This is a genomic window from Microbacterium sp. FW305-3-2-15-F-LB2, assembly GCF_058787255.1.
Genome location: NZ_JBYSZO010000001.1, coordinates 3,156,874 through 3,170,178, shown reverse-complemented (window position 1 = coordinate 3,170,178; position 13,305 = coordinate 3,156,874). Strand labels below are relative to the sequence as shown.

The 13,305-nt window shown below is 70.7% G+C and carries 10 protein-coding genes; 6 read left to right on the top strand and 4 right to left on the bottom strand.

All coding sequences use genetic code 11. From position 1 onward, the window contains the following. Positions 1-94: 94 nt before the first annotated feature. The gene (locus AC3WLZ_RS15230; protein WP_492470615.1) at positions 95-1,003 is read right to left on the bottom strand and encodes a PRD domain-containing protein; all 909 of its coding nucleotides are present in this window, start codon (positions 1,001-1,003) and stop codon (positions 95-97) included. A gap of 141 nt (positions 1,004-1,144) precedes the next feature. Between AC3WLZ_RS15230 and rlmN the strand changes: the two genes are divergently transcribed. The 4 genes from rlmN (at position 1,145) to AC3WLZ_RS15210 (ending at position 5,958) form a co-directional block, all read left to right on the top strand. After that, positions 1,145-2,458 carry a dual-specificity RNA methyltransferase RlmN gene (gene rlmN, locus AC3WLZ_RS15225; RefSeq protein ID WP_492470614.1) on the top strand — a complete coding sequence of 438 codons (1,314 nt, stop codon included), beginning with the start codon at positions 1,145-1,147 and terminating at the stop codon, positions 2,456-2,458. 78 nt (positions 2,459-2,536) lie between these two features. Next, positions 2,537-3,550 (top strand): aldo/keto reductase family protein, encoded by a 1,014-nt coding sequence (locus tag AC3WLZ_RS15220; protein WP_492470613.1) that lies wholly within the window; start codon positions 2,537-2,539, stop codon positions 3,548-3,550. Between the two features lie 279 nt (positions 3,551-3,829). Then, positions 3,830-5,494 carry a DUF4407 domain-containing protein gene (locus AC3WLZ_RS15215; RefSeq protein ID WP_492470612.1) on the top strand — a complete coding sequence of 555 codons (1,665 nt, stop codon included), beginning with the start codon at positions 3,830-3,832 and terminating at the stop codon, positions 5,492-5,494. Beyond that, complete coding sequence (locus AC3WLZ_RS15210; RefSeq protein WP_492470611.1) at positions 5,494-5,958, top strand: NUDIX hydrolase; 465 nt, start codon at positions 5,494-5,496, stop codon at positions 5,956-5,958. Before AC3WLZ_RS15215 ends, AC3WLZ_RS15210 begins: the two co-directional genes overlap by 1 nt. 242 nt (positions 5,959-6,200) lie before the next feature. Here AC3WLZ_RS15210 and AC3WLZ_RS15205 read toward each other — a convergent pair whose 3' ends face one another. Further along, positions 6,201-7,175: a zinc-binding dehydrogenase gene (locus AC3WLZ_RS15205; protein WP_492470610.1), complete on the bottom strand. Its 975-nt coding sequence runs from the start codon at positions 7,173-7,175 to the stop codon at positions 6,201-6,203. 68 nt (positions 7,176-7,243) lie between these two features. Here AC3WLZ_RS15205 and AC3WLZ_RS15200 point away from each other — a divergent pair, with 68 nt between their 5' ends. Continuing rightward, the gene (locus AC3WLZ_RS15200) at positions 7,244-7,822 is read left to right on the top strand and encodes a TetR/AcrR family transcriptional regulator (RefSeq protein WP_412925748.1); all 579 of its coding nucleotides are present in this window, start codon (positions 7,244-7,246) and stop codon (positions 7,820-7,822) included. A gap of 249 nt (positions 7,823-8,071) precedes the next feature. Here AC3WLZ_RS15200 and AC3WLZ_RS15195 read toward each other — a convergent pair whose 3' ends face one another. Then, complete coding sequence (locus AC3WLZ_RS15195; protein ID WP_492470609.1) at positions 8,072-8,386, bottom strand: YbjQ family protein; 315 nt, start codon at positions 8,384-8,386, stop codon at positions 8,072-8,074. A gap of 113 nt (positions 8,387-8,499) precedes the next feature. On the opposite strand from AC3WLZ_RS15195, the gene AC3WLZ_RS15190 reads away from it, so the two are divergent. Next, complete coding sequence (locus AC3WLZ_RS15190; RefSeq protein WP_492470608.1) at positions 8,500-9,684, top strand: thiolase family protein; 1,185 nt, start codon at positions 8,500-8,502, stop codon at positions 9,682-9,684. Between the two features lie 117 nt (positions 9,685-9,801). On the opposite strand, the gene AC3WLZ_RS15185 is transcribed toward AC3WLZ_RS15190, so the two are convergent. Continuing rightward, on the bottom strand, positions 9,802-13,299 hold the full coding sequence (locus AC3WLZ_RS15185) for a choice-of-anchor I family protein (RefSeq protein WP_492470607.1): 3,498 nt from the start codon (positions 13,297-13,299) through the stop codon (positions 9,802-9,804). Positions 13,300-13,305 lie beyond the last annotated feature (6 nt).

The following is a 13,305-nucleotide window of genomic DNA, read 5'->3' as shown; positions in this document are numbered from 1 at the left end:
CGTTCATCGCTCGTCAGCGATGTGGATTCAGGTCTTGCCCGCTCGCGCGGTAACAATCCGGAAATCGTCGGCAGGAATGCACCTGCGGTGGTGACTATAGCACCGGGTCTCCGGGCTCGCCAGCCGCGGCTCCACGGCCCATGCTCGTCGCGAGGCGCTCGACGTGGACGATCAGGTAGAGCACCTCCTCGTCGGTGAGGGCCGAACCGGTCGCCGCGAGCACGTACCCCTTCACCGACTCGGCGATTCTGAACGATCGCGGGTAGCGGTGCTTGGCGAACTCGAAGAACGAGGAGTCGCCGCTGGCGAGCATCGTCCGATCGACGAGGCGCTGGAGCAGGAACCGCACGTGCAGGATGAACCGCGCGTAGTCGGCACTGCCGGTGTCCAGGGCCGTGCCGAGACCCGTCTCGACGGTGCGGACGACGTGCTGGACGCGACGGAACAGCAGGGCCGCGGTGCCGTTCGGCTCGTCGCGGGTGGCGTTGAGGAGGTGCATCGTGAGGAAGACGCCCTCCTCGGGCGGCAGCTCCCGATCGAGGGACGCCGCGATGGAGGCGGCCATGTGCTCGGCGACGCGCGACTCGTCGGGGTGGAGGATCCGCAGCTCGGGCATCGAGGTGCCGGGGATCCGGATGCCCTGGTCGAGGCGTTCCACGACGTAATGCACGTGGTCGATGACGGCGAGGGGGAATCGGCGGCCGAGGTCGCGGCCCAGCTCGCGTTCGGCCTCGTCGACCGCGCGCAGTACCGCCTGCACGAGGGCGTACGGCGCGTCGGTGAGGAGCTTCCGCGCGTGCGCGGTGTCGCTCGCCTGATCGAGGACGAACGTCTTCTCGACGCTCGCGGGATCGATGCGGCCGTCGTGCTTGAGCTGGAACCCGATCCCGCGCCCCATGAGGACGCGTTCACGGCCGTCGGCGTCGATCGACACGACGACGTTGTTGTTCAGGAGTTTCTGCACGCCGCCGGGCGGGAGGGAGACGTCACCGGCACCGGGCATGGGATGCATCCTAGAGGCGTTCACGCCGCGTGAGGGGTCAGGATTCGTCGCCGCCGGGGGCTCCCGGCGACAGATCTTGACCTCTCACGCGGATGACAGCGCCCAGCCGGGGTGCAGGCGGCCGCCGGTACCCTGGAGAACATGACCGATCAGACCCCCGTGCGCGAGACCACCCCTCGGCAGGTGCGTCCCGCGGGGGCCCCGGCCGACACCGCGGTCCGTGAGACGCGCCCGAAAGACACCGGCATCCGTCAGGTGCGCCCGAAGACCGAAGGCTGGCAGCAGGCGAAGGACGAGACAGGTCGTCCGCTGCTGCAGTTCGCCAGCCCCAAGCGCGGCAAGCCGCCCGTCCACCTGGCCGACCTCACGGCCGAGGAGCGCGTGGCCAAGGTGAAGGAGCTCGGGCTCCCCGGCTTCCGCGCGAAGCAGCTCGAGAAGCACTACTTCACTCACTACACGTCCGATGCGGCCGCGATGACCGACCTGCCGGCATCCGGTCGGGACGAGCTCGTGGCGGGGCTGCTCCCGCCGCTGCTGACCGAGGTGCGGCGCCTGGAGACCGACCGCGGCGACACGATCAAGTTCCTGTGGAAGCTCCACGACGGCGCGCTCGTCGAGTCGGTGCTCATGCGCTACCCCGGCCGCATCACGCTGTGCGTGTCGTCGCAGGCCGGGTGCGGAATGAACTGCCCGTTCTGCGCCACCGGCCAGGCGGGGCTCACGCGCAACATGTCGGCGGCCGAGATCATCGAGCAGATCGTCCGTGCCAACCGGCTCATCGCCGAGGGCGGCCTGGGCGGCAAGAAACGTGACGACCACTCGCTCGACCGTGTCTCGAACATCGTCTTCATGGGCATGGGGGAGCCGCTCGCGAACTACGCCCGCGTCATGCAGGCGGTGCGCGTCATGGTCGACAAGGAGCACGGTCTCGGCATGAGCGCGCGCGGCATCACGGTCTCGACCGTGGGCCTCGTCCCCGCGATCAAGAAGCTCGCCGACGAGGACATCCCGGTGACCTTCGCGCTGTCGCTCCACGCCCCCGACGATCACCTGCGCGACGAGCTCATCCCGGTGAACTCTCGCTGGAAGGTCGACGAGGCCCTGGATGCCGCCCGCGCCTACTTCGACAAGACCGGACGCCGCGTCTCGATCGAATACGCCCTGATCAAAGACATGAACGACCACGCCTGGCGCGCCGACCTGCTGGCCGAGAAGCTAAACGCCCGCGGGCGCGGCTGGGTGCACGTGAACCCCATCCCGCTGAACCCGACGCCCGGCTCCATCTGGACGGCGTCCGAGGTGCCGGTGCAGAACGAATTCGTCCGTCGCCTCAACGACGCCGGCATCCCGACGACCCTCCGCGACACCCGCGGCAAAGAGATCGACGGGGCATGCGGTCAGCTCGTCGCGACGGAAGAGGACGAGGTCGCGGCGGCGCAGACGCCCGTCGGCTGACGCGCCGTCCCGGTCGCGTTCGGTACCCGGACGCCCCGAGCGGCCCTCGATGTCGGATGCCGCCGATAGCGTTGACCCATGGTTGGTTATCGCTACCTCGGCAACAGTGGATTCAAGATCTCGGAGATCACCCTCGGCAACTGGGTGACCCACGGCTCGCAGGTCGGTGACGACGCCGCGATCAAGACGGTGCACGCGGCCCTCGACGCCGGCATCACGACGTTCGACACGGCGGACACGTATGCCAACACGGCGGCGGAGGTCGTGCTCGGCAAGGCCCTCGAGGGTCAGCGTCGCGAGTCGGTCGAGATCTTCACGAAGGTCTATTTCCCCACCGGTCCCATGGGCCCCAACGACACCGGCCTCAGCCGGAAGCACATCATGGACTCGATCAACGGGTCTCTGAAGCGCCTCGGCACCGACTACGTCGACCTGTACCAGGCGCACCGCTTCGACTACGAGACGCCGCTCGAAGAGACGTTCCAGGCCTTCGCCGACATCGTGCGTCAGGGCAAGGCGCTTTACATCGGCGTGTCCGAGTGGACCGCCGAGCAGCTGCGCGAGGGTCACGCGCTGGCGAAGCAGCTCGGCATCCAGCTCATCTCGAACCAGCCGCAGTACTCGATGCTGTGGCGCGTCATCGAGGGCAAGGTCGTGCCGACGAGCGAAGAGCTCGGTATCTCGCAGATCGTCTGGTCGCCGATGGCACAGGGCGTGCTCAGCGGCAAGTACCTGCCGGGCCAGCCGGTTCCCGACGGCTCGCGCGCGACCGACGAGAAGAGCGGCGCGAACTTCATCAAGCGGTTCCTCCGCGACGACGTGCTCGAGGCCGTCCAGCGACTGAAGCCGATCGCCGACGCGGCGGGACTCAGCATGCCGCAGCTCGCGATCGCCTGGGTGCTGCAGAACCCGAACATCGCCGCGGCGCTCGTGGGCGCCTCGCGTCCCGAGCAGCTCGCCGACACCGTGAAGGCTTCGGGCGTGACGCTCGATGCCGACACCCTCGCGGCGATCGACACGGCCCTCGGCGACGCGGTGTTCTCCGACCCCGAGAACACGTACGAGGTGTCGCCGAAGCAGCGTCTGGTCTGAGACACGCGCACAGGCGGGTCGGGCGTCGCGCCCGGCCCGCCTTCGCGTGTCCGCGGGCCGGCGCGGCGGCGGCGGCGGCCCGGCGGCGGCGGCCCGGCGGCGGCGGCGCGGCGGCGGCGCGCGTGCGCCGAGCTCACCCGTCCTTCCCGAGGTCACCCGATATTCGGCGCAATCGCGGGTGATCTCGCGCAGAGGGAGTGATCTCGCGCACTGCGGCCCCTCGGCGGAGCCTCAGGACCCGCTCAGGCGGAAGCAGGATGGGCGTCGTACCCTGTGCGAATGTCCTTTTCCGCTCACCGGCCGGGCCGCTTCGGCTCCGATGGCCGTATCGAGTTCACGACGGACGAGGAACGCGAGCCCCAGTACCTCGACGACATCCTCGCTCAGCAGCGCGACGAGCCCGACTCCGCCGCCGACGACGTGACCCCCGACGACCCCATCGAGCCGTGGGGTGCGCCGCCCGCCGGTGACGACGACACCGCTCCCTTCGAGTGGCCGGAACCGGAGCCCGCCGCGGCCGAGCCGTCGACCGAGGATGCCGAGGAGGCTCCCGTCGCCGAGCCCGCTGCCGTCGAGCCGGAAGCCATCGAGCCGGAGCCCGAGCCGGCGCCAGCGCCCCAAGCCTCAGCGCCGGAGCGGCCCGAAGCCGCGCCGTTCCCGGCGCCCGTGGCATCCGGCCCCCGTCCGCCGCGCCTGCGCCGCGCCGACCCCCGCCGCCCGAGCCTCTCGCTCGTGAGGCGCATGGCCGTCCTCGGTGGTGCCGACAACGACGTGCTCGACGAGGTGCCCGAAGAGGTGCCGCGCTTCGTGCAGATGTTCCTCGTGCTGGCGGGGACCGCCCTCGTCTCGGCGCTGTCGATGATGTTCGCGCTGCTCACGGGTGTGCGGGTGAGCATCTTCCTCGCGATTCCGCTCGCGCTGGTGTGGGGCCTCATCATCTTCAACCTCGACCGCTTCCTCACCTCGACCATGCGGTCGACGAAGAACATCTTCCGGCTGCTGGGTCTGGCGTTCCCGCGCGTGATCATGGCGGCGCTCATCGGCATCGTCGTGGCCGAACCGCTCGTGCTGCAGGTGTTCCAGAACGACATCAACCGCGAGGTCAACTCCACCAACGTGACGCAGGCGCTGAGCGACCAGGATGCCGTGACGAGCGGCCCCGAGAAGCAGGCCCTGGATGCCGCCAGCGCCCAGGTCGCAGCGCTCGAGAACCAGGCCGCGACGGGCATCGTGGCCGGGACCTCGTCGACGTCCGCGGAGGCCGCCGCCGCGCAGCAGACCGTCGACCAGCTGACGCAGCAGCTCGCCGCACAGCAGACCGTCATCGACCAGGCGCGGGCGGTGTATCAGTGCGAGCTGACCGGGCAGGGTGCGGGGCAGGTCCCCGGCTGCACCGGTGTCGCCGGCGACGGCGCCAGCTCCGAGGCCGCGCAGGCGCAGCTCGCGCAGGCGCAGTCTGCGTACGACGCGCTCTCCACCCAGCTCCAGCAGGCGCAGTCGTCGCTGGCCACGGCGAACTCCGCCGGCGCCGAGGCCGCCGCCGCCTCCGCCGACCAGAACAAGCAGCAGGCACAGGATCAGCTGCCGGCGGCGCGCGCCCAGTACGAGGCGGCGCTGACGGCGTACAACGACCGGGCGGCATCCGTGGCGAACGGCAACGCGGGGGCGGTGGGGCTGCTGAGCCAGATCACCGCGCTCGAGCGACTGTCCGATCGTGAGCCGACGCTGCGCTGGGCGCACTGGCTCATCGCGGCGCTGTTCTTCATGATCGAGCTGCTGCCCGTGCTCGTGAAGGTGCTCACCGGATTCGGTGGTCCCTCGCTGTACGAGAAGGCCGAGCGCATGCGCGGGCAGATCGCGCTCGACCGGGTCACGGCCCGCACGTTCCGCAAGCGGGCCGACGTGATCGCCGACGAAGCCGCGCGCGTTCCGGCAGGCGTCTGATGGTCGCGTGGAGCGCGGGGCTGCTGCTGTACCGGCGGCATCCCGCGCTCGAGGTCTTGGTCGCGCACATGGGCGGCCCGTTCTGGGCGCGCAAGGACGCCGGCGCCTGGTCGATCCCCAAGGGCGAGTTCGAGCCGAGTGCCGAAGAGCCGCGGGATGCCGCGCATCGCGAGTTCCTGGAGGAGCTGGGCGTCGAGCCGCCCGCGGGGGAGTGGGCCGAGCTCGGCACCTTCGCGGCGACCTCGAGCAAGAAGCTCGTCGTGTTCGCCGCCGACGGCACCGGGTTCGAGGCATCCGGATTCGTCTTCGGCGAGTTCGAGATGGAATGGCCGCCGCGCTCGGGACGCACCGCGTCGTTCCCCGAGGTCGACCGCGCCGAGTGGACGGGCCTGGATGCCGCGCGCGAACGGCTCGTGAAGGGCCAGCGCCCGCTGCTCGACGCCCTGGAGCGCCTGCTGGCCTGAGGCTGTGTGGCGCCGGAACCCGGCGCGGGCGGGCCGAACTCCTGAGAAACCTTGCGCGACCACGGCGACAGCCGCGCGCCGACGCGGGCGGGAGCGTTCGGCGGCGCGACTTCTCAGGACTTCGGCCCGGTCGGTCAGCCATCGGAACTCGGCGCACGCCACGCCCGCAACGCCGAGTGTCCAAGACACGCCGTGTGCGGGTGGGCAGCAACGGCGTGTCCTGGACACTCGAGCGAGGAGCATTACGGGCGCAGCAGCACCTTGCCCACGCGCGGCGAGAAGCTCGCGGCCGCGGCGTCGCGGACGTCTTCGAGCGCGAACGTCGCGGCCACGGGAAGCGTCACGGTGCCGTCGGCGAGGTAGCGCGACAGGTCGCCGAAGAGGGCGCCGCGGGTTTCGGCATCCATCGTCTTGCTGACGACGCTGCCCCAGAAGCCCTTCACGGTCGCCTGGCGGAAGATGATGTCGCCGGCGGACAGCTCGAGCTTGCCGGCACCCATCGAGCCGAAGATCACGAGCGTGCCGTTGTCGGATAGCAGCGACAGCACGTCGTTCGCCGACGAGCCGCCGACCGAGTCGACGCCGGCGACGACACGTCCGCCGTCCACGATCGCGAGGGCCTTCTCGCGCCAGTCGTCCGCGTCGGTGGACACGACGTTCTCGATGCCCTGCTGGGCGAGCTCGTCGACGGCGCTCTGGCGGCGGACCAGGCCGAGGACATGGATGCCACGCGCCTTCGCGATCTGCGCGACCATGCGTCCGACGGCGCCGTTGGCGGTGTTCTGCACGAGCCAGTCGCCGTCCTTCAGGTCGAGCGAGTGCAGCAGGCTGATGGCGCTGAAGGGCATCGCGACGAGCTGGGCGGCCATCTCGTCGGGCAGGGCGTCGGGCACGGGGATGAGGCCGGCAGCCGGGGCGACGACGTACTCGGCCCACACGCCGAAGGTGCCGCCGGTGGCGACCCGCTGGCCGATCTGCAGACCATCGACGCCCTCGCCGAGCGCGTCGATCACGCCGACGGCCTCGGTGCCCGCGCGGGCGGGGAGTTCGGGCTTGTACCCGTAGGTGCCGCGGATCGTCCACAGGTCGTGGTTGTGGATCGGCGAGAGCAGGACGCGCAGCCGCACCTGACCGGGGCCGGGCTCGGGGGTCTCGACCTCTTCGACGCTCAGGACGTCGGCCGGTTCGCCGAACTGGGGGTGCACGATCGCGCGCATGGAACTCCTCCGTGGTTATTTTGTAACGACCGGTCTAATATAGACCCGGACCCGGAAGAAGGAAACCCATGGGCAGGATGCCGATGTTCGACCGCCGCGCCGTCGTCGACGCCGCACGCGACGTGTTCTGGCAGCGCGGCTATGCCGAAGCGGGGATCACGGAGCTGGAGGAGGCGACCGGCCTCACCCGGTCGAGCCTGTACAACGCCTTCGGCAGCAAGCGGGGTCTCTTCGACGCCGTGCTCGCGGGGTATCTCGACGACGTCGTGCGGACGCGGCTGCGGCCCCTCGGCGGCGGCGATCCCGGCGCGCTGGAGGCCTACGTCGAGGACATGCGCGCGGCGATCGCCGCAGACAGCCCCCGTGCGCGCCTCGGGTGCCTGCTGCTCAACGCCGGCTCGTCGCCGCTCGCGTCCGACGACGCCGACGTGCGTGCCCTCGTCTCGGGATACGCCGCCGAGATGCGCGCGGCCATTCGCGCGGCCGTCGCCGATCGGCGCCCCGATCTCGGATCGGATGCCGTGGACTCGCTGTCCGCGGTGTGTGCGTCGCTCGTCGTGGCGGCGCTGACTCTCGCCCGCGCCGACCGTGACGCGGCGGTGGCGACGCTGGCATCCGTCCCCGCGACGTTGGAGTCGTGGGGCTGACCCCTGGCCGTCGGCTCGGGGCTGCTCTCCGCTCGCCTTCGGCTCGGGGCTGCTGTCCGCTCGCCGTCCGCGCCGCGGCGGCGGGTCTCGCTCGCCGTCCGCGCTGGGCGGCGGCGGGTCTGCTTCCGCGAAACGTCATTCCGCTGACGAAACCCCCGCGGGGTGCGCGGCAGTTGTCGGCGCGATGAAGTCTCGGCGATCTAGCCGGCCCGGTGCGAGGCGCCGGCCGGACCGGACGACCGCGGCGGATCAGCCGAGCTTGACGGCCGTGCCGTAGGCGACGACCTCCTGGAAGTTCTGTGCGACCTCGCTCGTGTCGAAGCGCATCGCGATGACCGCGTCGGCACCGAGCGCCTGCGCCTGCTCGACGAGGCGTTGCTTCGCCTCGTCGCGGCTCTCCTGCAGCTGCTTCGTCAGCCCCTCCAGCTCACCGCCGAAGATCGACTTGAGACCGGCTCCGAACTGGACGCCGATGTTGCGCGCGCGCACGGTGAGGCCGGTGACCTCGCCGTACACCTCGACGATCTGGCGGCCGGGGACATCGTTCATGGTGGTGACGAGCATGCGGCCAGTGTGACACCGACGTCCGCGCCCCCGCTAGGGGACGTTCCCGCCGCGCAGGGGCGGAGGAGGACGGGCACAATGCTGTCATCCCCCTTCCCCGCCCGGAGGTTCGCATGACTTCGAACGACGCCCGCATCGTCCTCGTCTCGGGGGCGCGCACTCCGATCGGCTCCTTCGGCGGAGCGCTGTCGAGCGTCGACGCCCACGAACTCGGGGCCGTCGCGGTCACCGCCGCACTCGAACGGGCGGGGGTGTCGAAGGATGCCGTGGACGAGGTCGTCATGGGCTGCATCGCGCAGAACGGACCAGACGCGTACAACGCCCGCCGCGTCGCGCTCGCCGCGGGGCTGCCGACCCGGGTGCCCGCGTTCACCGTGAACCGTCTGTGCGGATCGGGACTTCAGGCGATCTGGTCGGGCGCGCAGGAGCTGCGTTGGGGCGGCGTCGACGTCGTCGTCGCGGGCGGCGACGAGAGCATGTCGCGCACCCCGTTCCTCGAGTACGGTGCCCGCGGAAACGCGCGCCTGGGCGACCGGACGCTCCTCGACGGCACGCTGGCGATCCTCACCGACCCGTTCAGCGGCCGCCACATGGGCACGACCGCCGAGACCGTGGCATCGCGGTACTCGGTGTCGCGGGAGGAGCAGGACGCCTTCGCCGTCGAGAGCCAGCGCAGGGCGGCCTTGGATGCCAGCCGCGCGGCGTTCGCGGAGGAGATCGTGCCCGTGACGACCGGCGGGAAGCGGCCGGTCGAGGTGGCGGTGGACGAGCATCCGCGGCCCGGAACGACGCTCGACGTGCTCGCGGGGCTGCGGCCTGCCTTCGAGCGGGAGGGGACGGTGACCGCCGGGAACTCGTCGGGGATCAACGACGGGGCCGCCGCGACCGTGCTCATGCGGGAGGAGGACGTGCGCGAGCGCGGGCTCACGGGCCTCGCGACGCTCGAAGCCGTGACCACCGCGGGGGTCGACCCCGAGATCATGGGCTACGCCCCGGTGCTGGCGCTCCAGCGGCTGTGGGATCAGACCGGTCTCACGCCGGCCGACGTCGACGTGATCGAGCTGAACGAGGCGTTCGCGGCGCAGGCGGTCGCGGTGATCCGCGACGCGGGCCTCGACCCCGAGAAGGTCAATCCGTACGGCGGCGCGATCGCGCTCGGGCACCCGGTCGGGGCGACCGGCGCGATCCTCACCGTGCGTGCCGCGCTCGACCTGCACCGCCGCGACCTGGAGTACGCCGTCGTGACGATGTGCATCGGCGGCGGTCAGGCCCTCGCCGCGCTGCTCCGGCGCTTCTAGCCGCGTGAGGGGTCACTTTCTGTCGCCTCGTCGTGCCCGAGGCGACAGAAACTGACCCCTCACGCGAGACGGAACGGCCCCCACCCCGAAGGGTGAGGGCCGTTCCGGCGGTGAGCGTCAGATCGTGCGGCGCTTGCGCAGGGCGAAGGCCAGGCCACCCGCAACCACGAGGAACGCGCCCCCGAGGGCCAGGCCCCACGGAACCTCGGTACCCGTCGTGGCCAGCGCGCCCTTCTGCCCGGGAGCGGCGCTCGGCGTCGCCGTCGGCGTCGGGGACGACGTCGGGGTGGGGGTCGACGTCGGGGTGGGAGTCGGAGTCGGCGTGGGCGTGGGCGTGGTGCCCTCGTCGACCGGCTGCGTGCCCTTCAGGTAGGCCCGACCCAGGGGCGACGGCGCGACCGTGCCCTTGGCGGCGAAGAAGTCCGCCGTGGCCTGCAGGTCGATCTGGCCCGAGTCGGCCTTGCCCGTGCCCTGAGCGAAGGCGGTGAAGTTGTCGCCGCCCGCCGCGAGGAACGAGTTGGTCACGACGCGGTACGACGCGGCCGGGTCGATCGGCGTGCCGTTGAGCTTCATCGACAGGATGCGCGATCCGGCCGCGGCGGCCGGGTCGTACTCGAAGGTGAAGCCCTTCGAGACGCCGAGCGCGAGCACCGGGCGCGACGCGCCGGCCGGCTGCCACTGCTGCTCGAGCACCGACTTCAGCTGGGCGCCGGTGAGCGAGAGGGTCACGAGCGTGTTGCCGAAGGGCTGCACGTTCGCGGCCTCGCGGTACGAGACCGAGCCGTTGTCGGTGCCGTACAGCAGGTCGGCGCGGAGTCCGCCGGGGTTCATGAACGAGATCTGCGCGTCCTGGCCGTTAAACGAGGGGTTCTCGCTCGTCGCCCACAGGTACACGTCGGCGACGGTGTTGCCGAGCGTCGAGTAGGCGCCGCGGTCCTCGCCGCCCGAGGAGTTGACCGCACGCGTGATGTCGCCCGTGATGGTACCGACCTCGACCTGGCCCTTCACGTCGGCGGTGGCCTTGGCATCCGCCACGATCTTCGCGACGTGGGTCTGCGGGTAGGCGATCCACTGCGAGACGGTGGAGTCGTTCAGCGCCCGCACGCCCGGCGTGATCGAGACGAGCGTGCCGGCGTCGTCGAGGTCGATGTCGAGCAGGCCGAGGTTGGTGCCGTACTGGCCCGTCTGGATGACGGAGCGACCGCCGATGGTGCACGCGTACTTCTGGTGCGTGTGCGCCGAGACGATGGCATCCACGTCGCTCGAGGCGCCCCGGACGAGGTCGCCGAAGTCGCCGGACTCGGTGGCGATCTTGCTGCAATCCGTGCCCTCGGATCCTTCGTGAGCGAGGAGGATCACGACGTCGGCGCCGGCCGCGCGGGCGTTCTTCGCCTCGCGGTTGGCCGCCTCGACCTGGTCGCCGAACTCGATCTCGGTGATCTTCGAGGGGTCGACCATGCCGGCGGTCTGGCGGGTGACGGTGCCGACGAAGGCGACCTTCGTGCCGTTGACGTCCTTGATCGTGTACGGCTTCAGGGCGGGGGTCTTGGTGCCCTTCTCGTACACGTTCGCGCCGAGCGCGAAGTCGCTGGAGTCACCGTTGTTCCCGCCGTAGGCCGGGATGACCCGGTCGGTCAGGTCGGCGAAGCCGCGGTCGAACTCGTGGTTGCCCACGACGCTGACGTCGAGCGTCGCAGCCTTCAGGGCCTTGATGGTCGGGGTGTCCTGGTCGATGAACGACTCGAACGCGCTCGCGCCGATGTTGTCACCGGCCGAGACGAACAGCGTGTTCGGGTTCTGCTGGCGGTACTTCTCGACCGCGCCGGCGAGCACTCCCGCGCCCGCGACGCCGCCGGTCTCCTGCAGCAGGCGACCGTGGAAGTCGTTGATCGTCAGGATCTGCAGGTCGGGGGTCTTCGGCTGCGTCGGGCGCACCTCGAAGACGGTGGTCGAACCCGAGACCTCGTTGCCGGTGATGAGCAGCGGGATGCCGCTGGGTGAGCGCAGCGCGGAGACGAAGGCGATGCCCTCCGGGCCGAGGTCGCCGGCCGCGGCCGTCTTCACGTCTGCGGAGGCGTCGCGGTTGTTCACGTACGTCACGTACGTCGCGTTCTTCGGGTCGGTGATGTCGTAGACCATGACGCCGCCCGCGCGCTCGAGACCGATGAACGCGTAGGTGCGGCCGTCCACGACGCCGATCGCGACGTTCTCGGGCTCCGGTCCCTTGTCGTCGCTGCGGTCGTCGACGGTGTTGTTGTCGTTCGAGACGTTGAACAGCTCGGGAGCGACCTCCTTGAGCTTCTGCTCGAAGTCGTCGCCGGAGTCGAAGACGAGGGCACCCTTGGTGTCCCAGATCGAGAACGAGCGCCCGCCGTAGGCGTAGAGCTCGCTGTAGCAGCCGTCGGCGGTCTTGCCGAGGTCGGTGACGACCTTGAGGCGTCCGAGATCGGCATCGGCCGCGCGGCCGGCCAGCGGGGAGGTCTCGCAGATCGCGGCGAGGTCGTTCTTGCCGAAGTCCTTGATGCGGGCCTCGTCGATGAAGTCGCCCCACTCGCGGCCGTCGCCCTCGTTGGCGGTGACGAGGTAGGTCGCGGCCTTGCCGTCGACGCTCGCCGAGTACGAGGCGATCCCGTCGGGCATGTACAGGCCCTTCAGGCCCGGCACCGACCGGATGTCGATCTTGCCGTCCTTGTCGCTCGTGTCGAGCGCGTTCCCGGCGGCGCCCCAGTCCTTGTACCCGAGGGGCAGGATGCCGGTGACCTCGGCCTTGGTCAGGTCGACCGTCGCGACCGCGTTCGCCTCCTGCAGCGTGACGTACGCGACCGTGCCATCGACGGTGATGTACTCGGGCTCGAGGTTGCGCGAGACGCGGTTCGCCGACAGCGGCGTCGTGCCCTGGTCGGGCGCGGCGACGTCGGGGCCGAAGACGCGGACCTTCGGGTCGAGCGTCTTGGACCCGCCCGGCTCGAACGCGCGGAACCCCGCGGTCTTGACGGCGGTCTGCGCCGGAGCGGTGAGGGTGGATGCCACGGCGACGACGCTGACCGAACCCTCGGGGTCGACGGAGAATTTGTCGGCCGGCTCGCCCTCGTTGGCGACGACGACGTAAGTGCCGTCCTTGGAGAACGTCACCATGTCGGGGAGGGCTCCGACGGTGACCTCGCCGAGCTTCGCGCCCGCGGCGTCGTCCTTGTTGGCGTCGAAGAACATGAGGTGACCGGCGGCGGTCTTGTCCTCGGCCTCGAAGGCGACGACGCCCAGGCCATCGTCGCGGACCGCGACGGAGTTGGCGACGCCGTCCGAGGCGATATCGAACAGCTTCGTCGGCTTCGACGGATCGCTGTTGTCGAGCACCGTCACGGTGCCCGCCTGGGCGTTCACGACGAAGAGGCGATCGCGGTACGCCTGCACGATCTCGGCGGCGGACTCCTTGTAGACGCCGGTGTCGTAGGAGCCGACCGGGGTCAGGCCGATCGCCGCGCCGGACGCGCTGTTCGAGATGGGTGTGGGGACGAGGGCGGCCGAAGCCGCCGTCGCGCTCGAGAGGGCGAGCGCGCACACCGCCGAGGCGGTCGCAGTCAGTGCGACGGCGCGGCGGAGGAACGTCGAAGGCATGGATGT

Bases quoted from the DNA above. Each gene is read 5' to 3' on its own strand.
- AC3WLZ_RS15230 (WP_492470615.1), bottom strand. From the start codon at position 1,003: ATGCCCGGTGCCGGTGACGTCTCCCTCCCGCCCGGCGGCGTGCAGAAA.
- rlmN (WP_492470614.1), top strand. From the start codon at position 1,145: ATGACCGATCAGACCCCCGTGCGCGAGACCACCCCTCGGCAGGTGCGT.
- AC3WLZ_RS15220 (WP_492470613.1), top strand. From the start codon at position 2,537: ATGGTTGGTTATCGCTACCTCGGCAACAGTGGATTCAAGATCTCGGAG.
- AC3WLZ_RS15215 (WP_492470612.1), top strand. From the start codon at position 3,830: ATGTCCTTTTCCGCTCACCGGCCGGGCCGCTTCGGCTCCGATGGCCGT.
- AC3WLZ_RS15210 (WP_492470611.1), top strand. From the start codon at position 5,494: ATGGTCGCGTGGAGCGCGGGGCTGCTGCTGTACCGGCGGCATCCCGCG.
- AC3WLZ_RS15205 (WP_492470610.1), bottom strand. From the start codon at position 7,175: ATGCGCGCGATCGTGCACCCCCAGTTCGGCGAACCGGCCGACGTCCTG.
- AC3WLZ_RS15200 (WP_412925748.1), top strand. From the start codon at position 7,244: ATGGGCAGGATGCCGATGTTCGACCGCCGCGCCGTCGTCGACGCCGCA.
- AC3WLZ_RS15195 (WP_492470609.1), bottom strand. From the start codon at position 8,386: ATGCTCGTCACCACCATGAACGATGTCCCCGGCCGCCAGATCGTCGAG.
- AC3WLZ_RS15190 (WP_492470608.1), top strand. From the start codon at position 8,500: ATGACTTCGAACGACGCCCGCATCGTCCTCGTCTCGGGGGCGCGCACT.
- AC3WLZ_RS15185 (WP_492470607.1), bottom strand. From the start codon at position 13,299: ATGCCTTCGACGTTCCTCCGCCGCGCCGTCGCACTGACTGCGACCGCC.